This window comes from Mesorhizobium sp. M1B.F.Ca.ET.045.04.1.1 (assembly GCF_003952465.1).
Taxonomy (GTDB): Bacteria; Pseudomonadota; Alphaproteobacteria; order Rhizobiales; family Rhizobiaceae; genus Mesorhizobium; species Mesorhizobium shonense.
Genome location: NZ_CP034448.1, coordinates 7,704,657 through 7,729,172 on the forward strand (window position 1 = coordinate 7,704,657; position 24,516 = coordinate 7,729,172).

The 24,516-nt window shown below is 59.0% G+C and carries 25 protein-coding genes and 2 pseudogenes; 11 read left to right on the forward strand and 16 right to left on the reverse strand.

Annotated features, from left to right (window positions below; genetic code table 11):
* The first annotated feature begins 252 nt into the window (after positions 1–252).
* Positions 253–1,041: an energy transducer TonB gene (locus tag EJ071_RS37910; RefSeq protein ID WP_126102376.1), complete on the forward strand. Its 789-nt coding sequence runs from the start codon at positions 253–255 to the stop codon at positions 1,039–1,041.
* A gap of 58 nt (positions 1,042–1,099) precedes the next feature.
* Positions 1,100–2,011: an energy transducer TonB gene (locus EJ071_RS37915; RefSeq protein WP_126102377.1), complete on the forward strand. Its 912-nt coding sequence runs from the start codon at positions 1,100–1,102 to the stop codon at positions 2,009–2,011.
* A 1,174-nt stretch (positions 2,012–3,185) separates the two neighbouring features.
* Here EJ071_RS37915 and EJ071_RS37920 read toward each other — a convergent pair.
* The 8 genes and pseudogenes from EJ071_RS37920 to EJ071_RS39975 all read right to left on the reverse strand — a co-directional run bounded on the left by EJ071_RS37920 (position 3,186) and on the right by EJ071_RS39975 (position 10,481).
* Positions 3,186–3,728 (reverse strand): AAA family ATPase, encoded by a 543-nt coding sequence (locus EJ071_RS37920; protein WP_126102378.1) that lies wholly within the window; start codon positions 3,726–3,728, stop codon positions 3,186–3,188.
* A 1,465-nt stretch (positions 3,729–5,193) separates the two neighbouring features.
* Positions 5,194–5,469, reverse strand: a pseudogene (locus EJ071_RS39965) (ISNCY family transposase); the annotation flags it as partial.
* A gap of 99 nt (positions 5,470–5,568) precedes the next feature.
* A pseudogene (locus tag EJ071_RS40330) lies at positions 5,569–6,210 on the reverse strand (GNAT family N-acetyltransferase); the annotation flags it as partial.
* Between the two features lie 403 nt (positions 6,211–6,613).
* Positions 6,614–7,030 (reverse strand): hypothetical protein, encoded by a 417-nt coding sequence (locus EJ071_RS37930; protein ID WP_126102380.1) that lies wholly within the window; start codon positions 7,028–7,030, stop codon positions 6,614–6,616.
* A gap of 9 nt (positions 7,031–7,039) precedes the next feature.
* A complete protein-coding gene (locus EJ071_RS37935; protein WP_126102381.1) occupies positions 7,040–7,342 on the reverse strand; it encodes a type II toxin-antitoxin system Phd/YefM family antitoxin in 303 nt (100 codons plus the stop codon).
* Between the two features lie 269 nt (positions 7,343–7,611).
* The gene (locus EJ071_RS37940) at positions 7,612–8,829 is read right to left on the reverse strand and encodes a tetratricopeptide repeat protein (RefSeq protein WP_126102382.1); all 1,218 of its coding nucleotides are present in this window, start codon (positions 8,827–8,829) and stop codon (positions 7,612–7,614) included.
* 121 nt (positions 8,830–8,950) lie between these two features.
* Positions 8,951–9,778, reverse strand: a complete 828-nt coding sequence (locus tag EJ071_RS37945; protein WP_245460393.1) for a DUF3658 domain-containing protein — start codon at positions 9,776–9,778, stop codon at positions 8,951–8,953.
* A gap of 58 nt (positions 9,779–9,836) precedes the next feature.
* Complete coding sequence (locus tag EJ071_RS39975; protein WP_245460136.1) at positions 9,837–10,481, reverse strand: hypothetical protein; 645 nt, start codon at positions 10,479–10,481, stop codon at positions 9,837–9,839.
* A 63-nt stretch (positions 10,482–10,544) separates the two neighbouring features.
* Between EJ071_RS39975 and EJ071_RS37950 the strand changes: the two genes are divergently transcribed.
* The 9 genes from EJ071_RS37950 (at position 10,545) to EJ071_RS37990 (ending at position 17,702) form a co-directional block, all read left to right on the forward strand.
* Positions 10,545–11,258: a PilN domain-containing protein gene (locus EJ071_RS37950; RefSeq protein ID WP_245460137.1), complete on the forward strand. Its 714-nt coding sequence runs from the start codon at positions 10,545–10,547 to the stop codon at positions 11,256–11,258.
* Positions 11,255–11,860 (forward strand): type II secretion system protein GspM, encoded by a 606-nt coding sequence (gene gspM / locus EJ071_RS37955; RefSeq protein WP_245460138.1) that lies wholly within the window; start codon positions 11,255–11,257, stop codon positions 11,858–11,860. The genes EJ071_RS37950 and gspM overlap by 4 nt, the downstream gene beginning before the upstream one ends.
* Positions 11,861–11,868: 8 nt before the next feature.
* Positions 11,869–12,405, forward strand: a complete 537-nt coding sequence (locus EJ071_RS37960) for a hypothetical protein (protein ID WP_245460139.1) — start codon at positions 11,869–11,871, stop codon at positions 12,403–12,405.
* Positions 12,380–13,306 carry a general secretion pathway protein GspK gene (locus EJ071_RS37965; protein ID WP_189521599.1) on the forward strand — a complete coding sequence of 309 codons (927 nt, stop codon included), beginning with the start codon at positions 12,380–12,382 and terminating at the stop codon, positions 13,304–13,306. The genes EJ071_RS37960 and EJ071_RS37965 overlap by 26 nt, the downstream gene beginning before the upstream one ends.
* A complete protein-coding gene (locus EJ071_RS37970) occupies positions 13,303–14,943 on the forward strand; it encodes a GspE/PulE family protein (RefSeq protein WP_126102385.1) in 1,641 nt (546 codons plus the stop codon). Before EJ071_RS37965 ends, EJ071_RS37970 begins: the two co-directional genes overlap by 4 nt.
* Positions 14,943–16,160, forward strand: coding sequence for a type II secretion system F family protein (locus EJ071_RS37975; RefSeq protein WP_126102386.1), 1,218 nt, complete (start codon positions 14,943–14,945; stop codon positions 16,158–16,160). Before EJ071_RS37970 ends, EJ071_RS37975 begins: the two co-directional genes overlap by 1 nt.
* Positions 16,157–16,630 carry a GspH/FimT family pseudopilin gene (locus EJ071_RS37980; RefSeq protein ID WP_126102387.1) on the forward strand — a complete coding sequence of 158 codons (474 nt, stop codon included), beginning with the start codon at positions 16,157–16,159 and terminating at the stop codon, positions 16,628–16,630. Before EJ071_RS37975 ends, EJ071_RS37980 begins: the two co-directional genes overlap by 4 nt.
* Positions 16,627–16,983 carry a type II secretion system protein gene (locus EJ071_RS37985; protein WP_126102388.1) on the forward strand — a complete coding sequence of 119 codons (357 nt, stop codon included), beginning with the start codon at positions 16,627–16,629 and terminating at the stop codon, positions 16,981–16,983. The genes EJ071_RS37980 and EJ071_RS37985 overlap by 4 nt, the downstream gene beginning before the upstream one ends.
* Positions 16,984–17,045: 62 nt before the next feature.
* Complete coding sequence (locus EJ071_RS37990; protein WP_245460140.1) at positions 17,046–17,702, forward strand: general secretion pathway protein GspJ; 657 nt, start codon at positions 17,046–17,048, stop codon at positions 17,700–17,702.
* Between the two features lie 49 nt (positions 17,703–17,751).
* On the opposite strand, the gene gspG is transcribed toward EJ071_RS37990, so the two are convergent.
* From gspG to EJ071_RS38975, 8 genes are all read right to left on the reverse strand, one after another.
* Entirely contained in the window at positions 17,752–18,225 is a 474-nt protein-coding gene (gene gspG, locus EJ071_RS37995) for a type II secretion system major pseudopilin GspG (RefSeq protein WP_126102389.1), read from the reverse strand.
* A complete protein-coding gene (locus EJ071_RS38000) occupies positions 18,225–18,716 on the reverse strand; it encodes an A24 family peptidase (RefSeq protein WP_126102390.1) in 492 nt (163 codons plus the stop codon). Before EJ071_RS38000 ends, gspG begins: the two co-directional genes overlap by 1 nt.
* A 2-nt stretch (positions 18,717–18,718) precedes the next feature.
* The gene (gene gspD, locus EJ071_RS38005; protein WP_126102391.1) at positions 18,719–20,848 is read right to left on the reverse strand and encodes a type II secretion system secretin GspD; all 2,130 of its coding nucleotides are present in this window, start codon (positions 20,846–20,848) and stop codon (positions 18,719–18,721) included.
* A gap of 252 nt (positions 20,849–21,100) precedes the next feature.
* Positions 21,101–21,640, reverse strand: a complete 540-nt coding sequence (locus EJ071_RS38010) for a hypothetical protein (RefSeq protein WP_126102392.1) — start codon at positions 21,638–21,640, stop codon at positions 21,101–21,103.
* A gap of 284 nt (positions 21,641–21,924) precedes the next feature.
* On the reverse strand, positions 21,925–22,485 hold the full coding sequence (locus EJ071_RS38015) for a hypothetical protein (RefSeq protein WP_126102393.1): 561 nt from the start codon (positions 22,483–22,485) through the stop codon (positions 21,925–21,927).
* 361 nt (positions 22,486–22,846) lie between these two features.
* A complete protein-coding gene (locus tag EJ071_RS38020) occupies positions 22,847–23,386 on the reverse strand; it encodes a hypothetical protein (RefSeq protein WP_126102394.1) in 540 nt (179 codons plus the stop codon).
* A gap of 30 nt (positions 23,387–23,416) precedes the next feature.
* Positions 23,417–23,950, reverse strand: coding sequence for a hypothetical protein (locus tag EJ071_RS38970; protein ID WP_126102395.1), 534 nt, complete (start codon positions 23,948–23,950; stop codon positions 23,417–23,419).
* A 13-nt stretch (positions 23,951–23,963) separates the two neighbouring features.
* On the reverse strand, positions 23,964–24,434 hold the full coding sequence (locus EJ071_RS38975; RefSeq protein WP_189521378.1) for an AHH domain-containing protein: 471 nt from the start codon (positions 24,432–24,434) through the stop codon (positions 23,964–23,966).
* Positions 24,435–24,516 lie beyond the last annotated feature (82 nt).

Below are 24,516 nucleotides of genomic sequence, written 5' to 3' on the forward strand. Positions count from 1 at the left end.
GTATTGTTGCGACTGCGAACAGAACTGCCGCCGCGAGCGCCAGCGCCACCCGCGTCAAAAGGCGGCCGGAACTGTTCGCGCCCGGACCACTCTGCTGGTTGGCCGATTGGACTGACACCCCCGGCACCCCTCGATTGCCCGGTTGCAACCTAGCAGGTTTTCCCTGGGCGCCAACAGGCCGGCTTGACGAATATTAGCTATCGCGAATAGATGTGCGGAGTATCAGGCGCAACTGTGCGTTGGGGGCTTTGGATGCGGGTAGCGCTCACTGTCGGGGTCTATTGCGCACTTGCCGCCGTGCTTCCTTCCTACGCTGCAAAGCAGACCCCATCCGCCGAGGACATGGCAGCCTTCACCCGTCAGGTTGAAGGGTGTTGGGATTTTGACACTCCCTGGCATAAAACATCGGTCAAATTCAGCCTCAATCCGGACGGCAGCCTTGATGGCGTACCTGAGGTAGTGAAAGCCAGTCCTGGTGATGATGGCCTGGAAGCGGCCAAGAGCGCTGTACGATCGGTCCAGGAGTGTGCGCCATATCCTGACGCGGCAAGTAAAGGCTTGCGTGAAGTCGTAATCGACTTCGATCCATTGGATTTGTTCGGTGGGAAGAATGCCGCAGCGCAACCGGGCGCGCCGGCCAAAGAAGCTACATCCGCGAAGGTCAGCATACCGTTCGTTGATAAAAGGTTTGGTTGCTCATGCCCCTTACGGGACGCGGATCAAGCGAATGAGAACTGCTCAACGACCGAATGGAACGAGATTGACGTAACCATAGCCAATTCCGAGTTGACCAGCTTGCTGGACGACAAAAAAGTCATTCCGCTTTTGGACGAACTGACATCGGAGCTGGTGCGGTTCTGTCATGCGCACGTACCTGATTTCACGAATACGGGAGAATATGGAGTGTCGATCAACGGATGCGTGGGCGCGACGAAATTGAGCGGTGGCCCGTGGTCTCCCGTTGAAAATTGCTTGAGGGAGCGCCTCAAGGACGAAGCCGTTGATGAGCAGCAAGCGAGGAGATTCCGGAACCTAAAGTAGCCCTGTGTCCGATCGCTCTCTTCTTAATGCTACCAAGCCTATATAGCGGGGATTAAACATGAGGATTTTGCTTTTCAGTGCTGGACTTGCTGCGCTCGCGCTCTGGCCCGGTCCTTCCGAGGCGAAGGAGGGTAGCCTCACACCGACCGAAAACGCGGCGTTACACGAAAAGCTCGCCAGCTGTTGGACTCTTCCGGCAGGCATAGATGCCGTCGGGTCGACTCCGCATGTCGAATTTCATCTCAAGGCTGACGGGACTCTCGATGGCAAACCCGTTGTGCATGGTTCCAATATTCAGCTCGACGAGAGTGCCGTTCGAGCAGTACAGAAGTGCGCACCGTATGCCGAACTGGCCAAAAAGGGCGTTCATCGGCTAACCATCACCTTCGACGCGTCATCTGTGCTTGGCGCGGGTGCGGCCGATACGCTCGGAAAGAGTACGCCCCACCATTTCGATCCGGACCATATTTCTAAATTGCTTGATCAGGCTGAAAGCAAGAGTCGCGACGGAGCACGGTCAGAGGCAGTTGCACAGGAAGATCATCATATACCTGTACTAAAAGAAAAATTTACCTGTTCGTGCCAAATTGTGTTCTTCGGTCATAGGTCGGAAGCTTGCGCGCCGGGTGAATGGAATTCTATTGCCGCTACCGTATCCGATGCCAATCTGAACACTCTACTAGATGACAACAAGGCGATTGCGTTGTTTGAGCAACTGAGATCGGAATCGGCCCATTTTTGCAGCGTGTACGTGCCTGAATTTCAAGACACGGGGGAGTATGGCATAGCGATCAACCAATGTGTCACTGCTACGAAGTTTAACGGTGGCCAATGGACTGACCTGAAGAATTGCGTGAGGGAGCGCCAGCAGATCGATGCAATAGCTTCTCAAAAGGCAGAGGTCAGGAAGCGCGTTTATGAAGCAGTCGGGCGCACAGCAACTAGCGGACATCAATTTGTTCGTCGCTAATCCCTTTGTTTTCAAGGGACGTACGGTTGCCCTGCCGCTTGCGTTTGTACGTATGACGACCGAGGACGAAGCATTGATGAAGTGGGGAAACAACATTGTCCTCCTTGAAGGAGTCCCTTCCACGATGTTCGTCGCTCCCAACCAGGAATTTGTCATTGCGGTACAATCCATGGGGACAAAGGAAACAAGCATTCTGGGGGCGACTGCTTCTATAGCATACGGTAGTTACAAGGGGGCGTACACGTGCTCGCAAAGAAACTGTTCGGAGTTTTATGATTAAAATAGGCCTCTACTGGTCGCAAATCACCTAGCGTTCCTACCCAAGCGATCCGGGAATATTGCTCACGAGAGCCCAACGCATCTTTCATACCAGCCTATGCGGCGGGCCATGACCAAGTCGTCACATGGGCCTGCTCATCCGGTCAGCCATACGTCGCACAAACCGACAATGTTCCAGTCGACGACCGGGGTTTTGTGATCAGAGACTGGACAGTTGTCGAACCGAAGGGTTAAGGCGGCAAGATGCTGGCTGCTGGCGAGCGCCCGTCAGCGAGACTTGAGCCGAAGCGCCTCGTTGGGGCGAGAACGGCTGCGCCAGGAACGGCGTCCGGCTTATGCCCATAATTTCCTTCTTTCGCAGGCTTATGGGTCGAAATTCTGCTGAAGTTATGACTTTCGTCGCGACGCTATGTCATTGATTTCTTGAGGACTGTGTGTGCGAGCTTATGACTCAAAATGCACTGGGATCCGACGTCGATTCCCTCCATCGCCAGTTTGGCAGGATCTCGGGGCGTGGAACCGGCAGTCTGCAGGCGAGCCGAACAACGCGCATCGCCTAAGGGCTCAAGACCGCCCGGTCAGACCTCCGCCTCGGCATCGCCATGTTCAGCGTGGCGATCGAACGAGAATTCGAGCGGCGCGCGAACTTTAGATCTCGCTAAGGAAGCTTTTCGCGGGGACAGCGGTGGCAGACTTTCATAGGCTTACATGCCCAGCCTGCCAATGCGGCGGGAAGGTATTCATCTGTGGTCGGTGGAAAGACACGGCTGAACATGCTGTTGGCCGAATCGATACCGACGGCGTGCGCCTAAAGAGCTCTGCATGAGCAATGAATGGCTGGAGTCAGAGTAATTGATAGCGACGGCACCGTGGCCCGACGATGCGGACAAAGCGGTCATTGATTTCCTATGTGTTCGAGGACGAATAGTGCGCGCTCCTCGATGCTCACCAAAGGCAAATGAACAAGGTCGTACCCTAGTCTGGAGTACGTCTCGGCCATAGTTCGATAAGTTGCCTCAGCCTCGCCCTTGTCCTGCTTCCGTTCGTCATCCTGAGAAAATATTGCGTCCCAGAAGGGCGCAATGAAGACCCGTCGATTATATCGAAAGAGCCTCGCCGCTCTTTCAGCATAGCCGGGAATGGGCAGACCACACAGGCTCAGATAGCCGATCACGTCAAGTATGCTGCGATCCATCAGCACAGGACCGGCCATCCCTGATGCCTCTCGATGTGATCGAAGCTCCCATCCGAGCATGAGTTCCGCGAACGCCGATCTGTCCGCCCAAGGCAGCGCATTGCCTTTGATCCTGACCTGATCCTGAATGATTGCTCGGCCGGCCTCGGGCATGTGCTGAATACCTTTGAGCGCAAGCGCTTCAATTAAGCTAGTTTTTCCTGAACCGGGTCCACCGGTCACGACAAACAAATGGTCACACATGTGCCATCCTCGGTTCTGTTGTTAAGGGAAGAAAGGCCGACAGGGAGCGTTGCAATCGCAGAAGGCGATGTTCGGCGTGGCTCCATGATAGAGATGCAGCGGAATGTGTGCAACGGGCATGGGATGACAATCATGAGTGCGTACTGTTCCGCTCCCTGCCGCAAACGTTTCGAACTACGGCATAACTCGTTGCCTCTCACCCCGCATATCGGACGGCACCGTCGCGGCATGCAGGCCAGTCTCTCTAAGACCGAGAGCATCACCGGCGTCGCGAACGGAGATCCGGCAGTACACCTTGCTCGAGGCTTCTCTTTCGGGTCTCCGCCTCGATACCGACGCGCTGAGAACCAGCTCCTCTGGGGCAGAGCCCTCGACCATGGCAGCGAGTCGATCGACCAACTGCGAGAAGCCAGGGCCGCAGAAGCCGGCATCACCGACGCGGATCGCTGGATGTCACTCTCTCTTTGCGAAGACACCCCCCGCGATTGAGCTCTTGACACGCGGTGCCCAGAGTCTGGCGATCGGGATCGCGAACCTTCAGACGCTCATGATGCGTGATAATTTCATAATCTATGGGAATTGCCCGTCGCGGGCGAGTTGTCAGCGCAAGAAACGGGTGGTTTCAAGCAGAACTAGGAATACGCTTGGCCATTCTCGAATTGCGACATTTGTCGCGACGTGCATCTAAATGAAGGGTTATAAGTGCACGATTCCCATCCCAGCCGAACTTTCCAGCCCGCTCAGTTGCAGGGGAAAGCTATCGCCCGACGTCGCAAGAGCTAGACCACGAGAATACGATTTACTGCTTTCTCGGGCGCGGCTCTCAACAATGCTGCGCGTCGCCAACTGTTCCCAGCAGTCGATCCTCTCGTCGATACTGCTGGCGAGCCTGCACCCGAAGAAACCTTCAGCAGCCGTCCAGGGCCGAAAACTCATCCGCGACGGCCGAATATCCTCTAGTAAAACTGCTTTCCCGAGCGGCAGCTCTGTTAGACCACGTCCGAGGATCAGGTCAAAACCCTTTTCCCGGATCGCGTATGGGCTTCGGAAACGCTACTCGGGGTCGGCAACACGAAAAGCGGACGAAGACGGCTCCCTTTGGCCAAATCTCTGGAATTGGTCCACTGCTTTCCGCCTGCGCAGCACCCATGTTGGTTCATCTCTCAAGCTATCCGAACAGATCCGTCCTGGTCGCATTGAGACACTGCACCGTGCGCAGCACTTCACGCAGATGCGTCGTCACGCGGACGCCAGTGTAGCGCGGCGATTAGGGAGACCGGTCGTATTGCCTCACGTGACAATGCTCCCGGAGGTTCGAGCGTTGCCTCATCCACTTTGCTCCCGGCTTGGGGCGAAGGAGGCCGGGCGCTGCGATGGCCGGGGTTTCGCAGCGCCCGGCCTCCTTTGCGAAGCGCCACGGCGCCTCAGTGTGGCCTTGCGATCTCCAGGATTGGCGGCTCCTTGCTCAAGGGCCAAACAGCAACGCGTCCGCCTGTTCGCCGCGCCAGACCTTCAGCCGACGCTGAAGTTTTCGAAGCAGTTCCGGGTAAACGCCGGGATACTCGGCCTGCAGCCGTGACAGAAGCTCGCTGCCGGTTCGCCATGGTTCGGCTTCGAACCAATTTCGCAAGTCGGCCATCGCCTTGACGAGAGGGGCAGCACGCCGCCGCCACGTTTTGGTTTTTACAATCGGGCGATCCGTTGGCCGGATAGCTCCGTCCTTCCAGGCAGTCCGCAAACTGTCCGGCACATCTAAGGCTTTCGGCAGCGGCATGTAGGCATAGTTCTCGAACCGAATCCGGAAACCAAGCTTTTCCCAAAAAGGTATCGATGTCAGCGGTGCGCACTGGATGTCGAGGATGCAGCGACGATCATCTTCAACGGCCTGCTTCAAGGCAGCCAACGCTAGAGCCTTGCCATATCCAAGGCCTCGTCGATCTGGCCGAACTTCCAGAATGCCATCATAGGTCAAATCGTAGGCGAGGAACGCAACAGGCACGTCGTTCTCGATCAGTGCAATCATCTCCCCGTCCGAGTGCGCGTCAGCAATCACAGATCGCTCCTCACGTTCGGCTTTCAGCCAATCCATGATCTGCAGGATAGCTGTCCATGCGGGGCGGCCGTGACGTGGCGGACGTCGGGGTATTTCAACTGCTGCTGCGGCCGCAGGCTCGAGTTCGCGCCGTCGCAACCGGTTCCGCCCCAGGAATGCTTGGCCGACGCCTACATCATCGGAAGGCTGGCCCGCGATGTGACCCCTGCCCGCTCCTCGACGCGCTCCCTTTGGACGAGGCGATCGCCACGATGATGGCGGTGGGCAGGTTCGGGCTCGATCCGCATCTCCAGGGTCACCTGCCGGGAACGCCGTCGCAGCGCCTGCGCCGCATCCTTTCGAAGGGATACTCGATCCTCTCAGCTCCGGATGACGGCTTCCGGACCGCGACCGACGCGGCGGAGTCATTGCAGCCGGAAACCGGGACATTCGTCCCGCCTGTTTACTCCGACGAATTCCGGTACTGGCTGGTGCACGAACAGCATGACATCCTGGAAGGCGCCCTCTCCCGCTTCTGCGGGGCCGGGCAACTTCGGGACGATTCCGGCAGGTTGCCGTACGGTCACTTCACCTACGAAGAGGCCGACCAGATGTGCTGTGTCTCCCGAGGGACCATCAAGGCGATCGTCCGACAAAGTCAGTTCAAGCCCTTTCCGCAAGCGTCGATCCCGAATCCGTCCGCAGACTGGCCAAGGTTCTGCTGCATGGGAAATCCGTGTCCGAGGCCGCTAACGCTTGGCTTTCGCACAACTGAGATTCGGAGCTTGTCAGGTAGCGGCACGAGCAACCGAGCGCCTTATGAGGTTCGCCGGATCGTCCTGGCGAGTCCCATTCAATGGCTTTCGGCCAGATGGCTGGTGACTTGTTTGAACCAGTCGCTCGGCAGAGCGCCGATCACGCATGTTCCCTGCGCAACGGGTGACTGCGAAATGTATTCGGCAGGCCGGACGTCAGGCCCAGGCCACGCGAACACATTGATTAGGTCGGTGTAGATCCATGATGGCTGGTCATCGAGCCCGATGTGACGCTTCAGCTTGAGAGGAACTTCAAGCGCCCGCCTCCCTTCCCTCGGCGGCGTATGCGAGATGCCCACGACATAGGCAACAGGAGTTGGACCGACATCGTGCCTGGCGAGAACGACCGCGACGGGGTAGGTTTTCTCTCCGTCTTCCCGCTGGCCGACTTTCGATCTCCAGAGATATTCGTAAGCGATCACGTGACCGACAGGAGGAACAACAGGAATCTTCACTGAAGATCTCTAGATTCTTGGACCTGCAGGCGCGTCTTCCTGATCGGGGATGTCATCCAGGCAGTAAGGCTGATCCGTAGCCACTTCTGAACTCAGGATCATGTCAACTTCGCCACTCGACAGGTTGGCCGTAGGAACCGCTTGCCGAAACGAGGCCCACATCGCCTTGAAAAGCGGCGCTGATACAAGAAAGGCAGACGTTCGACCGTACTTGGTGATTTCCACCGAGCCTTGGAACGAACGATCGTGCCACTCTCCAAAATTCTTCTGGATTTCGGATGCTGCAACGGAAACCATGGCTGCCTTCTCCACGTAATTTTCCACATGTTCCGTAACATACGGAGTATCGTCAAGACTGGAAGCGAGCTTCAGCTGGTATGCGGCTGAATGGTCCGATTTGCCACTTTCTGTCGGCATCATTCAATTCGAGCTTGGCATTGGCCCCGAGACCGTGAATTCGAACGGAATGCCGATGCGGCGCATGAACCTGCCGTTCGATTTCGATTGACCCGAACCCGGCCTGCAATGCGTTGTCCGAGGAGGCGGGCCCGTCTCCTGATGGACGGCTTAGCCTCAAGGTTTCAAGGTGAAGTCAGCAAACTTGGCGACGGTGGTCGACACATGATGGTTGCCTTTTCACCGTCCTCAGCTCGAGCGCCCTGAGGACTAATGCAATCTCTCGTCGTTGGGATCATTTTCATGAATCCGCAGCGTGTGCGAAAACACCTCCCGAACATTCGCAGCCCCTCGAGCCGGGTGCCGAATTTCCGGTTGCCTTTGATCATCTTGAGGGCGACCGCGCGCCGGGCATAGACGTGGCCCGCATCCGCTGCCTTCACAAGCAACTCTTCGGCTTCGCCGGAATGGCGTTCGAGTTCCGGTCTGGAAGCCAGAACCCGATATTGCCAGTAGAGGGACGAGATCGGCGCCTTGGCGTCTTTTCGAAGCCACTCGAGCGCTGCCTCTGGTCGGCTGGCCCGGAAATTCGCGATCCCGGCGGGAACCGCCAGTTCGTGTCGTCCGCCCTCATAGGCCGCCTCGTAGTGGATGGCCGCCAGGTCAAAGTTCTTGGCCACGGCGCAGCCGTAAAGGTAGATGTGGCCCAGCCACTGATGAGCCCATGCTAAGCCATCCTCCCCGAGCTTCTCGAGTATCGGCAAAGCTTCCGCGTAGCGCTTCGAAGTCGTCAGGCGGTAGGCTTCTTGCTTCCGCACCCATCGAACGGAAGGCGCATGCTCCTGTTCGGCTGCCTTCCGTATCCAGCTTTCCGCCTCTTCGCTCTCGCTTGCCTCAAACAAGAGCGAGGCATAGTTGTGCTGTCCGCTGGCATCCCCAGCTTGCGCGGCTTTGGAAAACCAGTGCCGCGCAGAATCGAGATCCTTGGGAGCTTCTATACCTTTGGAATACATGTAGCCGAGCCTCGACATCGCGTCGGCTTCGCCCGCCTCAGCAGCCTTCGTGTACCATTGGTATGCGGCGGCCATGTCGACGGGGACACCATCACCGTAGAAATGGATATGGGCGATCCAGCCCATTGCCTCGACGTCGCCAGCCTCGGCGGCTCGCAGAAACCATGCGAGTGCGGCGGACGTGTCGACATCGACGCCTCTGCCCTTCAAGTATATGTATCCCACCCAGGTCATTGCCGGAACGGAGCCAGCTTCAGCAAGGCTCTCGAACAGAGGAGCGGCCTCGGCCTTCTTGCCGGACCGATAGAGGGCTTTCACCTCATCCAATTCCCGGTCTAAGCTATCTAACGTGGGGTCACGGCCGACTTCAGGCTCTTCACGCGTCAGCAAGTAACATCCCTCGTGGCTCGGTGAATATATGCACTCGGAATGCTGAGTTAAGGCATCCAGGTCTCAAAATCGAAATATGACTACGCTATCGTAAACTTGGGAGTGCCGCCTCGGCGAGATTTCATGCAGACTCGCTGCGATTGGAAAGGCGAACATGATTCTCGCGCATCACCATGCCGTCGCCTTTCATCTCAAACACGCCCTCATCAACAAGTCTTCTGACGGCTGACCAGAGCACGAGATCGCCGCATTGCCAGAAGCCCTGGTCCAATATGGCTCCAAGGCTTTGGGCGACCACGCGCGCGCAGTTCCGCCATTCGGAAGTCACCTGGGATGCGATGACATCATCGAAATGCGTCATCGGTGCTGATTGAAGGCCTTGATCGCCAACAACGCGGAGAGGAGCGCTTTCTGTGCGGAGTCGCTCCCAATGGTCGCGGTATGCCTGCAACTGCAGCTCGCTCAACACGATCTGGCTATCAAGAAGACCTGCTGTCACGATGCTGTCCGAGGGAACGAAACCGAACGATTTCGCATGCCAGGTGCTTGGTCCGGGACGACCAGCCCTGGAGGCGAATTCGACCTGCGTTATGTCGACCACTCGAAAGGGGCTACCGCCGATCCGCCAGACAAACTCCAGGAAACCAGCAGATTCCATGGCGCTCCGCCAGCATACCCACGCCACGGGAGTGACGTTCCGGTCCGTTGCGCGGTCCCAGAAAAGATCGGCGCGCTGTCCATAGTCTCCGAAACCGTCGTCGCCCAATGTCTCTTCCATCCACTGACCGCGGAGATCGGCTGCAGGCGGATTGATCGGCCCCAAGCTGAGGTCATCCGGCAGTCCAATGACTGCCTGGTCGACACCCAATTGTCCGAGAGCCTGCCCGAGGCTGCCGGCGGCTGACATATTGAAGACAACGTGAACGATCGGTTTTTGAGAGTTCGTCATAGACAAGGCACCAAGTTCGTAGAGATCTAAGATGACGCGACTACTTAAAGAGTTGGTGTCAGACCGTCGACTCGGTTCTGTTCGTCGCAAGCCATGCGTCTTCCGCTCGGTAGTCGAACGCGTCGTAGCCGTATTGTGCGAAAGCCGTGAAATGTTGCCACCAGTCTCCCTTCTTCGCCGTCTTCACAAGCCAGCGGCAGGACTGCAACGTGGTCTTTGTATTCGCCGCCATGCGCGCCAGCTGGCCGAAGGTGTTCCCGTCGGAGCTGTCTCCAGCTATTGGCATGCCACATAAGCCCGGGGCCTCGCTGTACAAAGCTGTGGCTAAATCGTCTTTCGCGATCTCCCTCGTATCTGCACTGGCCCTGCCATTGTAGCCTTGCCTTTGAATATCGTCGTGAGAATCAGCCGAGGCAGCGAGCAGCCAGTCGTGACGGCAATTGAAGCGCAGCTTTTGGGTTTTTGCGACTGGTGGCTCGGGGAGATGCGGGCCATCGCGTCTCGGATTATTCCACGGCAAAAGCAAACATCCACCAGCGACTGGATCGTCGCTCTTGCCGACGACGGCATCCGCGTCGGCAGGGCTGGTGCGCCTGAAGTCCAATCGGTCCCGCTGACGCCTAATGCACCCGCGAATGAGATTTCGACGCTCCTCCATGCCGGAAACCGCCGGAAGAGACCGAGCTTCGACGTCCTCATCCATTCCGGCATATTTCTGACCCGCCAACTGGGGGCGCTGCGACTGCCGCCTCGACTAGCGAGAACCATGGCCGAGCTCGACCTGCTAGCCTCAACGCCAATCGATCCCGCGCAGGTACATCTGGTGTTTGCCGCCTCACCCGAGCAAGGCTGCTCCTACCATGTGGTCAAGACCAAGACCTTGTCGGCAGTCCTGAGCGCAATCCACGCAGTCGGCGGGACGGTTCGCTCGATCGCGCTGGTAGAGCATGGGCAAGCGAAACGCGTCGACCGCCCGAGCCTGGCAGCGATCTGGCCTCCCACCAAACGCGAGCACCTCGTGACGCGAGCCTGGGCCGTGGCGTGCGCGATACTGTTCCTCTGTCTTGCCGCGACCTATGCCCACGCGCAATGGCGATATTGGCAGGCCGGAGCCGCGCTAGACGAGCAGATCGCCGAGGCGCAGATCCAGGCAAAAGAGGCGCGGGCAATCCTGCAGAAGCGTCAGACGGAACTTGAGCAGATCGACCGAATCCGGGCCGAGAAGAAGAGCGCCGTTTCCACAGTTCGCATCCTGGCGGAGGTCACGCACATGCTGCCCGACAGCGCCTGGGTTACTGACCTTTCGTCAAAGAAGGGTGAACTGACCATCAGCGGTTTTGCCGCTTCGGCGGCCGATCTGATCCAACCCATCGACGCCTCGCCGTTGTTTTCCGCGCCGGAATTCGCGGCCCCCGTCGTCAAGGTTCCGGGGCAGACCGGGGAGCGATTCACGATCACCGCAAGGATCGATGCGCCGTGAACCTTTTGACGCGAATTCTCAACGCACCCGCGCTGGTCCAACGATCGCTGGCTCTCGCCCTCGCTATCGTTGCGATGGCCTTGGCGGGTTGGGTTCTGTTCGCTGCCGCCGGCAGCATCGCCTCGGCCAGGGCCGACGTCGAACAGAAGCGGCAAACGCTGGGGCAGATCGAAGCCGTCATACACCTGGCAAAAAACGTGGAAAGCGCTGCCACACCCGTGGCGACCCCAGATAGCAAGGAGTTCCTCTCGGGCGCAAGCGAGGCCGTCATCCGCGGGGCACTGCAAACCCGGCTCAACGCCATGGCCGCATCGAACGGAGTGACCGTGCTTTCCGCCGGCAACGCACCCACCCTCAGCGAGGACGGCGTCGCCTATCTTGGGCTGCGTGCTAGTGTTTCCGGATCGCTAGAAAGCGTACACGGGTTCCTGCTCAGGCTGGAAACGACGCTGCCAGTTCTGTTCGTCCGCGAAGCCACGCTCAGAACCACGAACAACAGTGCATCCGCTTCGCCGGCGAGGCCGCCTGAGATCTTCGCCGAAGTGCTTTTCTACGGCGCGCTGCAGCCGGCTGCTACGGCGGCGTCGGGGAATAAGCCATGATGCGGGCCATGGCGGCGCTCGGCATCGGGATTGCGGCCGCCGGGCTCATTGCAACGAATGCCGTCCTCTACGATACGGCGGTCGATATTTCACCGGCGACACCGACCCAAAGGTCAGGAACCAAGTTGCAGGACGGCGCTGCTCCAATCACAACCGTGCCGGATATGAGCGGCTTAGCCGAAACCTTCGAGCGTCCGCTGTTCAGCCCGACGCGGCGCAAATTCGTTCCTGCGCCGGCCGAGCCGAAGCCTGCCGAGGTGGCCACCGCGCCCGCAGCGCCCTCGCCACAGGAGACTGCGGCGCCGGTGGCTGCGCCGTCGCTGCTCGGAATCAGCATCAGCGTGGGAAACGCGCGGGCCTTGCTAAGGGTCGATGGCGGCGCCGCGGCCAATTGGTATGCCAATGGCGAGACCGTCGACGGCTGGACGGTTTCCGCGATCGACAAGGACGAAGCAGTGCTCACGCGCAGCGGACGAGAGGCTCGCCTGTCGCTTTATCCGCCTGTTCAAAAGCAGGCAATTGGAGGCGGCGGCGTTGCGCAGTGACCATCCAGGCAACGATGCTGGACATGGCGGCTTTGCGCTGGTCGCCGTGCTGGTCTTTATGCTGCTCGTCTCAGCGATCGTCGTTCCTTTCGCGCTCATGGCGAGGACACGCCTGATGATCGCCAGCAACGAGGCCGAGCAGCAACGGCTGGCCTTGGTTGCAGACGGGCTAGTCAATGTCATCTCGGCCGAGCTGTTCAATGGTTCTGAGGCTGACAGCCAGTCGATGAACGGCGAGCCATCGGAATGCCGGGCCGGCCACATGATCTTCGAGGTGCGGGTACAGGACCATGACGGTCTGATTGATCTCAATGCCGGCGAAGCCGTCTTGCTGGCGCGCGGCTTCGACTCGCTTGGCTTCGATCGGCAGAATGCCGAAGCGCTTGCCAGGTCCGTCATTTCCTTCAGGACGGCAGTGAGTGCATTCGAGTCCGCCGCAGAACGGGCGCCTTCGCCCGAACCGCGCGAAGACAAGCACGCGCCCTTCGAGTCCGTGTCGGAATTGCAGGAATTTTCGGCCCTCGCCGCCACGCGGCTTCATGACCTCTACCAAGTGTTCACAGTCAATCTGAAACGCGGTTCGATCAACCTCGCCAGTGCGCCGAAGCGTCTGCGGGATGTGTTCGATGGCGATCGTGAACAAATGGCGAGCCGCACCACAAATCGGAGCCCGGTCTATTCCGTCGAAATCGTGGTCAGGCGCGAAGGCTCGGGCATTGTCGGCCGGGCTGGTTTTGTCGTTGAGAGATTTCCTCAACTGGCGGCCGGCTTCAGGCGAACTGCGCTAATCCCTGGCGGCGGGATCGCCGACAGCTCTTCCGCTATGCCTCCCTCGATGGCCAGCTGCGATGCAATGTTCGGCAGCCCCGTGGCCGAGATGCTGGGGAAATGGGCTTCATGACCGTCTCTCCCGGCGCTCCGCAAATCGAAACGTTTCTCGCCTTCCTGGAAGGCGAGAATATCCTTACCGCGCATGCCGCGCAGCGTGCGCTCAGTGCGACGAAAACCTCGGGGCATCCGTTCGACACGGTGATGACGGAACTCGGCTTAATCGGCGAACATGAACTCGCCAACAATCTGTGCCGCTTTCTCGACGTGCCGGTGCTGACCGAGGTGCCGGAACAGTTGAGCCCGCAAATGCTCGCCAGCGTGCCGCTGGCGTATCTCAGGGAGAATGCGGTCCTGCCGCTGGAGATGGACGAGCAACAGCTGGTCGTCGCGGTGGCGGATCCCTTTTCGTCGGCGACCATCGACGCGCTCGCCTTTCACTGGGAAAGGACGCCGTCGCTGCGCGTCTTGCCGCGACGCATGATCGGCGAATGCACAGACCGGCTTGAGCGGTCGTCGGCTGAGGCCGTATCGCTTGAAGCCGGCAATGCCAGCCCCTCGGATTTCGGCTCGGACGATCTCGAGCGTCTGAAGGATTTCGCCCGCGAGGCGCCGATTGTGCGCTTTGTCGCCGACACCATCCACCGCGCGGTCGACGCCAAGGCAACCGACATCCATATCGAGCCGCTTGAGGATCATGTCCGCATCCGCTTCCGCAATGACGGCATGCTCTCCGTCGTCGACACCGCGCCGTCTGCGATGCTGTCGGGCGTTTCGACGCGCATCAAGATCCTGTCTCGGCTCAACATCGCGGAACGGCGGCTGCCGCAGGACGGGCGCATGCGCATCGCCGTGCGCGGACGCGATGTCGATCTGCGCGTCTCGGTCATCCCGTCGATCCACGGCGAGGCGATCGTGCTGCGCATCCTCGACCGCGCGGGCGTCGAGCTGCGCCTGGAAAAGCTCGGCTTCGACGAAGCAGCGCAAGTCAAGATCAGGCAGATGTCGCGTGCCGCCAACGGCATCGTGCTGGTGACCGGCCCGACCGGCAGCGGCAAGACGACGACGCTTTACTCGGTCCTCGCCGAGTGCTCCCGGCCCGATGTCAAGGTGTTCACCGTCGAGGATCCGGTCGAGTACAGGATGGCCGGCATCACGCAGTTGCAGGTCAACCCGGCGATCGACCTCGATTTCGCCACGGCGCTGCGCTCGATCCTGCGCCAGGATCCCGACATCATCCTGCTCGGCGAAATCCGCGACCGCGAGACGGCGCACATTGCCATCCAGGCGGCGCTGACCGGCCATCTGGTGTTTTCGACCTTGCACACCAACAGCGCGGCCGGGGCGCTGACGCGCCTGCGCGACATGGGCGTGGACGGCTATCTGCTGGGCGCCACCATCCGCGGCGTCATTGCGCAGCGCCTACTGCGGCGCGTCTGTCCGGCCTGCCAAGGCGCCGGCGCCGTCGCGTCCTGCAAGAGCTGCAACGGATCCGGCTATAGCGGGCGCACCGTGACCTACGAAATGCTGCAGGTGTCGCCGCGCATCGCGGCGCTCATCGACGAAGGCGCGAGCGAGCTCGAGATCACCAAGGCGGCGTCGGAAGCCGATCTAACGCCAATGGCCGTGCATGCCGCCGCTTTGGCGCGGCGCGGGGTCACCACACTCGAAGAAGTGCGGCGCGTCATCGATCTCGGTGGAGGCGGTTGATGCCGGCATTTTCCTATCGCGCCTATCTCGCCGACGGCGCCAGGGAAAACGGCGTCGTCGAGGCACCGACCAAGCAGGATGCCGCCCGCAAGCTGGCACAGCAAGGCCGCCGCTCCTACCATCTGGTGCCGGCAAGCGAGGAGAAGGCGCGGATCAGGCTGCCGGGCAAAGCCAGCTTCACGCTGACGCGGCGCGTCGATCTCAGCCGGCTTTTCGCCGAGCTCTCCGTGCTGCTCAATGCCGGCTTCACCATCGACCGCGCCTTGAACGCGGTGATTTCCGGCGAGGGCAACGCCGCCAGGCGCCAGCAACTGCAGACGGTGCTGGACCTCACCACAGGCGGTCGCTCCATCGCCGACGCCTTCCTGACCTTGCCCGGCATCACCCCCGATGTCGCCGCCTTGCTCGCCAGCGGCGAGCGCAGCGGCAAGATGGCCTATATCTGCCAGCGCCTGGCCGATGCGTTCGAGGCCAGGGGCAAACGCAGGACCTCGATCATCGAGGCGCTGACCTATCCAGCCTTCCTGCTCCTGGTGATGTGCGGCGCCATGGTCATACTGGCGACGGTGCTGGTGCCGGCGCTGGAGCCAATCTTCGAGGGGTCGTCCGCCCCAAAACCCTTCACCATGCGCATGCTCTCCGCCTTCGGCCACGTCTTCAACGACTATCCGTTCGTCTTCCCGCTCGCTGGCTTGCTGGCGCTGCTCTTCTATCTCGCCCTGTCGAAGTCTCCCGTGGCGAAAAGCGCCTTCTCGCGCTGGCTCCTCAAAATACCGCTGATCGGCCCGCTGGTCGTCAACGCGGTGCTCGCCCGCTACCTCGAAACCTTGTCGCTGTTGCTGGGCAACGGCGTGACGATGAGCGAGGCGCTGCGGCTGGCGACCAACGTCTCGCAACAGGCGGCGCTGAAGGCGAGCTTCGCAGCCATCGAGGAGGAGGTGGCGAACGGCGCGCGGCTGCACAATGCGGCGATAAATGCCGGCCTGTTCGACAACGCCACGCTGTCGCTGATTTCGCTTGGCGACGACGCCAACGCGCTTCCCGTCGTGCTCGACCGAGCCGGCAAGATGCTGCAATCGGCGGTGACGCGGCGCATCGACACACTGCTCAAACTCCTGACACCGGCCATGACGATCTCGCTCGGCTTCCTTGTCGGCAGCCTGGTCGTCTCGGTGATGACGACGATCCTCAGCATCAACGATCTGGCGCTGCAATGAGGACATTCGCCGCCGCGCCGCAACGCGAAGGGGCCACCGCCGGTTTCACCTTGATCGAGATGATGGTCGTGCTGGCCATCATCGCCGTCGTCGCCGCAATAGCGGCGCCCGGCATCGTCCAGCGATACCGCTCGCAGAGCCTGGAAAGCCTGTCGGGCGAGATCATCGCCCGGATTCGCATATCGCGCACGGTGGCGATCGCAACGGCGAGACCGCAGCAGATCGTCATCGATCTCGACGGCCGCACCATCCGCTTCGGCGACCGGCCCGCGCTCGATTTGCCCGAGGACGTGAAAATGACTGTGACCACCGGCCGCGAAACGGTTGCGGATGGCCGCCGGGCTGCTTTGACGTTTCTTCCCGACGGTAGCTCTTCGGGCGTGGAAATCGACCTGCAGCGCGGCGGCCAGGCGGCGCATATCGAGGTGAACTGGCTGACCGGACTAGCCAGCCGGAAGATGAAGCCATGACGTCGGAAAACAGCGAGGATGGCTTCTCGATCCTCGAAATGATCGTCGCCATGACCATTCTGGCGCTGGTTCTCGGCATCGCCAGCCAGACGATCGTGCTTGCCGGCCGCAGCATCGTGAAAGCGCGGGAAGAAATGGAGGCGGCGCGCAAGGTCCGCGCCATCATGGCTCAGTACTACGCCGCCGAAAGCGGCGCGACGGCCGGGCTCGACGCCATCGCCCAATCCGGCTGGACGGTCAAGATCCAGCCGATGGGCGGCGCCAAGGCAAAGCTCGATGCCATCGTCATCGAAAACAGCGGCGCGGCGGCCGGAACATTCCTCACCTTCATGCCCGCCAGGCGGCAGCCATGAGAGGTCTTTTTCCTCGCGCCGCGATGCTCCTCCCGGTTTCATGGCGCCGGGAAAACTGGCGTGTGGACAGAAACGCGACTGCCGGCGGATCGCGCCCGATCGCGAAGCAATCGCCGATCGAGGGCTTTGCGCTGATCGACGTTTTGGTGGGCCTTGCGCTTCTCGGCGTGGTTTCCGCGCTGATGGTCGTTTTTCTGGGGCAGGCGCGAACGATGCTGCGCATCCAGAACGCTACCCAGATGCAGATGGAAGTGGATGCGGCGACGCGGTTTCTCGAAACCGCGCTCGGGATTGCGGAGACCCTGCCTTTGACGCAGTCGACGCCGGACGACGTGATCTATTTCAGCGGCGGACCCGACCGGCTGCAATTCAACGGCGTCATGGCGATCGGTTTCGGCTCGTCGGCGCTCAGGCAGATCGCGATCCAGCCCACGGGCGACAGCCTGACAATCATCCAGATTCCGCGGCGGGGCGGCGCCGCCGGGGCCGATGACAAGGCCGGCAACCTGACCGTGCCGCTGATCGCCGGCGTGACCGGCGTGCGGTTCGAATATCTCGATGGCTCGAAGGGATCCTGGTCGGCCGACTGGAAGCTCAACCGGCGCCTTCCGGCCGCCATCCGCTTCAAGCTGTCGGTCGCCAAGGACGGCGCGATCTATGTGTCCGACGGCTTTGCGCGGCTGAACCTGGCAAGCCTGCAGGGCGAGCGCGACAAATGAGGTGACCGGCCGCTCCGGCTTTGCCTGGCTCCGGATCAGAAAACCGGCATCAGTTGGTGACGTCCTGGTCTTCGCCTGTACCATCCGGTTTGCCGTCGCGTCCGAAGGTCCGGATCACCACGCTGCTGGCGTCCGCCTTCAACTCGTAGATATACGGCTTGCCCCAAGGGTCGTTGAGGCCGCTGGTCGTCTTGAGATAGGGGCCGTTCCAGTGCGTTTCGCCGGGCGGTGCCGTCACCAGCGCCTTGAGACCTTCGTCGTTGGACGGGTATTTGGCGTTGTCGACATAGTAAAGCTCCAGCGCGCTCTCGATGTTCTTGATCTGCGCCTTGGCGGCGCTGGTGCGGGCGGAGCCCAGATAGCGCAGCACCTGCGGCGCCACCAGCGTGGCGATCAGCGCGATGATGGCCAGCACGACCAGGAGCTCGACCAGGGTGAAGCCGGCCTCGCTATTGCCGGTCCGCTTGTTTTCGGTCCTGCCCTGTTTGTATTCGGTCAAGCCGATGAGATGGAAGATCTGCATCACGAAATCCCTAGATTCGATCCGATGAATTGTTCGAGCATCCAGCTCAAGCCCAGTCCGAGCGCGATGAACGGCCCGAACGGAACACGCATTCGCGCCGCCGCCGGACCGGCGGCAACGACCTGCCCGCCGACAAACAGCAGCGCAGCAGTGCTGGCGATGAACAACAGCACCGGCAACAGCACCGGGTTGATCCACAGCGCCGCCGCGCCCAGCATCTTCACGTCGCCGAGGCCGAGGCCGATTCTGCCGGTGAGCAGGAAATGGCCGCGCCGCAGCGCCCAGAAGACCGCCAGCGCCAGGGCGGCGATGAGCAGCTGCATGGCCGCGTCGCGCTGGGCGACCAGCTGGAAACCCAACCCGCTCACGGCCAGCGCCATGTTGAGCGGGTCGGGAATGACCTGCCGCCTGAAGTCGACGACGGCAATGGCGGCCAGGATGCCAGCCAGGACCAGGCCGGCAACGATCAGGATGGCACCATCCGTTTCCATGGTCAGTAGGCCAGCCTCTTCACATCCTGCTGCAGCTTGGTGCCGCCGCGCCGCTGCTGGATCGGCGTTTGCAGATTGATCTTGCCACGGAATTCTTCTGTCACCTCGCGGGCCTCATTGATATCGCGAACGACATGCGGCTGGATGAAAATGATCAACTCGGTCCGCTTGATGCCGTCATCCTTCTGCTTGAACGCGTTGCCGATAACCGGGATGTCGCCAAGGATCGGCACCTGGGTGCGGCCGACGCTGTTTTTTTCCTGAATGAGGCCGCCCAGCGCCAGGGTCTCGCCATCATTGACCATCACGCGCGTCTGGACCTTGCGCTGCTGGATGGTCGGCGAATCGATGCCGGAGCTCTTCGTCGGGGTGGCGTCGCTGACCTCCTGCTGGATGTCGAGCATGACGCGGCCCGCATTGTTGATGCGCGGCGTCACCGTCAGGATGACGCCGGTGTCCTTCATCTGCACCGAGTTGATGATCGGCGCGGTGCCGTTGCCGGTGTCCTGCGATTGCTGGGTCAGGATCGGCACCTGGTCGCCGACCTGCAGGATGGCTTTCTGGTTGTTGAGCGCCATGATCGTCGGCGCCGAAATGACATTGACGTCGGTTATCGAGGAGAGTGCATTGAGCGTCACCTGGATGTTGTCGGTCGCGTAGCTCCAGCTGAAGCCTCCGGCGAAGGCCGCGGCCGCCCCCTTGGCCATGTCGGACACCGAAACCTTGGTGCCGCCATTCTCGAAGAACCAGCGCAGGCCGTATTTCAGGTCGTCGTCGAGCGTCACCTCGGCGATCACCGCTTCCAGCATGACCTGTGTCGGCAAAACGTCCACCTTGGCCAGGATCTGCTGGATGCGCTCATAGTCGCGCGCCGTGGTCTGGATCAGCAGCGCATTGTTCTCGACATCGGCGACGACCGTGGCATGGGCCGGTCCCTGGCTGTCCTGCTGCGCCGGCAGCGAAGGCGACGGCCCGGTCAGCGGAGCCGGCGTGACGCCGTCCGACTGCATGGCGATCGGTGTCATGTCGGGCGAGACATTCGAGCCGGCCGAGCCCCCTTCGGTCTTGACCGTGGTGCCGAGCACCGAGCTCAGCACGGACGCCAGTTCCTTGGCCGGCCGGTTCTGGATCTGGTAGACGAAAAGCTGCTGCTCGTTGGTCTCGGCCAGCCTGTCCAGCTTGCCGATCCAGGTCGCTGCCCGCGCCAGATAGGCTGGACGCGAGGTGATCACCAGCACCGAGTTCAAACGGTCGTTGGGGATGAACTTGATCACTTTGGCGCCGGGACCGTCCTTGGTGCCGAAGATGGAATCGAGCTCCGTTGCCACGGCCTCCGGCTTCGAGGCTTTCAACGGATGCAGCGCCACCGACATGCCCCGCATCCAGTCGACGTCGAACACCGAGACCGCCTCGCGGATCGCCGCGAGATCGGTGTTGTTGCCGGCGACGGTGATGAGGTTGCGCGTCGAATCGACCCGCAGCACCGAACCCTGCCGGGTGATGGGCTCGAGGATGGTCTTCATCTCGTCGGCGGCGATGAACTGCAGCTGGATGACCTGGACTTTGACGCCGGGGCCGGAGGGCGAGACGGAGGGCACGCTGACCGCCGGGGTGCTCGACAAGGTCTCCGACAGCGGCATGATCTGATAGGTGCCGGCACGCTTGACGATGCCGGCCCCATTGACGGCCAGCGCCGATTCCAGGATATCCGACAGCGCCTCCTTGGAAACCGGCTTCGAGGTCTGCAGCGTCACCGTGCCCTGAACGCGCGGATCGACGACGTAGTTGACCTGCAAGGCATCTCCGAGCACCGCTTTGGCCGCCTGCGCCACCGGCGCATTGACGAGGTTGAGCTCATACTGTCCGCTGCCGTCGCCCGTCACCTGTGCGACCGGCGCCGACGAGCCGACGAAGTCGCCCGACCCTTGATATTGCGCGCCATTGAAACGCTTCGCACGGTCCGACGCCGACGTCACCTGCTGCGGGCCGGCATAGCCCGACCGCAAAGGCGAGTTCTTCGCGTGCAGACTCTCGACGGTCTCGGTGAAGAAGTCCCCACCCGACGGCGACTGGCAGCCGCCGATCGCCAGCAGCATGCAAAATACGACGCGATTGGCTAGCTTGACTAACATCCACCCGATTCCCACTGGAGCTTCATCTTACTGCTTGCGGCAAGCTGATGTCGGGAGGGACAGATGGATTTCTTTGCCTATCCACAGAGTTAGTGGCCGTCATCCTTATGAATTCGCCTACCGATCAACAGGCCCAACGAACGGCGCGGGGTCAAGCCCGATAATGGTCAGCTGTTATCGTGTTTGACTAGGCGCGACTTCTTCGGTCGCTGCATTCCATTTGCGTTATCTCTCCGTGATTCGTTCGAACTCTCACGTTTCAGTGAAGCGTAAACCTGTAAATCCAAATGCTTCATACATTTTTTTGAAATTATCCGAGACAATGATATAAAATCTAACTCCAAAATTGTCTTTCAATCGGAAAATGTCTACGTCAGTAGAAAACTTTGCTTTTAATTTTAGCTCGAAAACCTGGTCGATGTCGCCGTCTTCAAATTTTTCATAGGAAGACCGCAAAAAATCAAATCCGGCGCGCTCCTCCAGAGGAACGTATATTTTTAAGTCGTGCTTATCAGTCTTTGCAGTGTAGAAGGTATGTCGGCCTTGAGAGAAGAATCGATTCAGACGCTCGAATACTGATGGCGCAGCAAACAAAATTCCAGCCTGAAAAGTTGGAACAAAATCACTGATAGGAAGCGGCCGCTCGTCGTCGAAGCGAAAGCGCAACTTGTTCTGGTCAATCTTCCGCGCGCCCTCCATCTCGAGGAAATCTTGTGACCCGTAGTCATTACGATCGTCAGCTAGGATGCAGTAATTCCGAGAATCGGGATCAATTCGCCAATAGTTCATCATGGTCTCTTAGAATTTAGTTCGACCAGAATCGCCGTCCCGGGGAACTTAGTGAAACCTGCAGCGGCGACTTCGGGTCCTGCGACTACCCCCCAATACCACCCCCATGAGCATGTCGTCTTCAAATTTTCATAGGAAGACCGTAAAAAATCAAATCCGTCGCGCTCCTCCAGAGGAACATTTTGCCCCGCCGACGACCTTGATGTCTGGATGCGGATAGCGGGTGTAGATTTCCGCTCCAGGCAAGCGTTAGTCGTTGTTAGTATCAGCCATCTGGCGCCAGCTGTTTATCGTAAGCCGCGCTTTTTCAGCCATTTGGCCACCTGCGGACCAATTCGGGGATCATCCGCAAGTTTCAGCAGCGCCGCTTCCGCCCTGCCGTCCTTTGATCTTCTCAAGCCGTCAGCAAGCAAAACTCGAGCGTCACCGTATTTCTGGTCCAAGCACAGCGCAACTAGCCGTTCCAATTGAGGTTCCTTCCAAGATTTTGACAGCGCTACGGCCAACCCCTGCGCGAAGATCGATTTGGGATTTTGAGAGGCTGTCCACTCAAAAAGTTGCTGCAATGTGTCCCAGTGCGAATTTGATTCCTTAAACGCTATAGCCTGTGCCATGGAGTTTTTTGTCGGTTCGGGATACTTATCCATTTGCATGTGTCTAATAAGTATCGGAATGGCCGATCTAAAGTTAGTTGGGCGATCAATCACATACTGATAAGATTTGACTACAACTCCAGCGTCGGCCAGCTCCCTCTCAAGCGGAGCTTCCAATTGTTTTATCAAAGCCAGCTTCCTTTCCCATTCGGCGTCTTCTGCTAGCTTTGCTGCCACCCATTCAGGGTCGCGCATGTGTTGCGCCTCCAATTCTCCGGCACTGACCAGTCTATGCTTCTTATTTCCTCGTGTCATTTGATCCCTCGATATCACTAGCCTTGCCACTAATAGTCACGTGATCAATTTTTCGGTCATCAATCAGTTTTTGCAGATCTTTTGAAAAAATGGTCTCCTTCGGCGCGCATTGCTGGGGCAAGGCAGCAACGGACCAGTACGGGAGATCGCTGATGTCCGGCCGAGAGGCCCCTCTCACGAGCGTACCACCACCCGCTTATCGTCGCGTCGCTTCGCAACCGGAGCGGAGTGTTGCGATCAATCCACCACCGCATTGGGCCAGACAAATCGGAAAAGTTCACTGTCACCGTAATTCAAATAATCAAGCCTCAGTGAATCGCAGCCCAGTCAATCCTTCGGAAACGTAAATATTCTTAAAATTATCAGAAACAATTATATGAAATCGTGTGCCAAAATTATCTTTTAGTCGAAAAACGTCAAACTCTGTGCTAAAGTTATCGACCAACCTTAGATCATCAATCTGATATATATCTCCATCATCAAACTTTTCATAAGAGGACCTTAGGAAATCGAAGCCACACACTTCTTCCAATGGAACATATATATCTAGATCATGCCTGTCAGTTTTTGCAGTGTAAAAAGTATGTCGGCCCCACAAAATAACCGAACTAAACAAGTCTAATATTTGTCGCCTGGCAAACAAGACCCCAAGCTTGGCGGTGGGCACGAAATCCCCGATAGGGAGGGGCCGCTCGTCGTCAAACTGAAAGCGCAACCTGCTTTGGTCAATCTTCCGTGCATCTTCCATCTGTAGGAAATCTTGTGGGCCGTAGTCATTACCGTCGTCAACAAGGATGCAGTAATTTCGAGAATCGGGATCAATTCGCCAATAGTTCATCATGGTGCACTGTCACCGTAATTCAAATAATAATCAAGTCCCAGTAAATCGCAACCCTGTCAATCCTTCTGAATCGTAAATGTTTTTAAAATTATCAGAAACAATTATATGAAATCTTGTGCCAGAATTATCGTTTAGCCGAAACACGTCGAAGTCCGTGTGGAAGCCCTCCTTTATTTTCAACTCATATATTCGATATATATCCCCGTCATCAAACGTATCATAGGATGACCTCGCAAAATCGAAGCCACTGACTTCTTCCATTGGAACATATATCTCTAAGTTGTACTTATCCGTTCGTGCCATATACGAGACATGTCGGGGCCGTGCAACAACCGGACCAAACAGGTCGAATATTTCGCGTTTTGCAAACAAGACACCGAGCTGGGAGGTTGGTACAAAGTCTCCAATAGGGAGTGGCCGCTCGTCGTCAAAACGAAAGCGCAACTTTCCCGGATCAATCTTCCGTGCGCCTTCCATCTCCAGAAAATCTTGCGACCCATAGTCGTTTCCGTCATCAACCAGAATGGCGCAGTTCCTAGAATCCTGTTCCGCTCTCCAATACATCTATCCTTTTACCTCAGAATTTTGTTCTACCAGAATCGACGTCGTGAGCCCATCCGTCCGCTGCACTTTTTTCACTCCGCGCTCCGCTTGATATCTCACTATCAACCTTAGACATTTCTTTTGATACCCTATCTAAAACGGCCTCTACTTGCTTCTTTGTCTTAGCAAGACCCAACTCCTGTGCCACCATTCTGGAATACAAATTTGTATGTCTCCCGGCATGGTTGGTCAACCCTATACCATTTTCAACCGAATTTAGACCAATTCCAAACTTGGCAAGTTGGGCGCGTGCCGCGGCAGCCATTCTATCCGTCAATTCAACGATGTGGTGTGCCTTCTGCCCTATTGTTTGTTTTCCTGCTGCGATCAGGGCTTTCGAAAACAGTCCTGTGCGAGTGCCCGCGTTGGAAAGCTGCGAAACCGCGCTTGGTGCAACTTTGGAGAGCACGCCGGCACCAACCGTAGCAGGAGCAATGATACCCACTTCCGCCGCGGCAGTCTCGGTCGTAAATAGTGTTAGCCCGGGGAACTTAGTGAAAGCCGCAGCGGCGGCTTCGGGTCCTGCG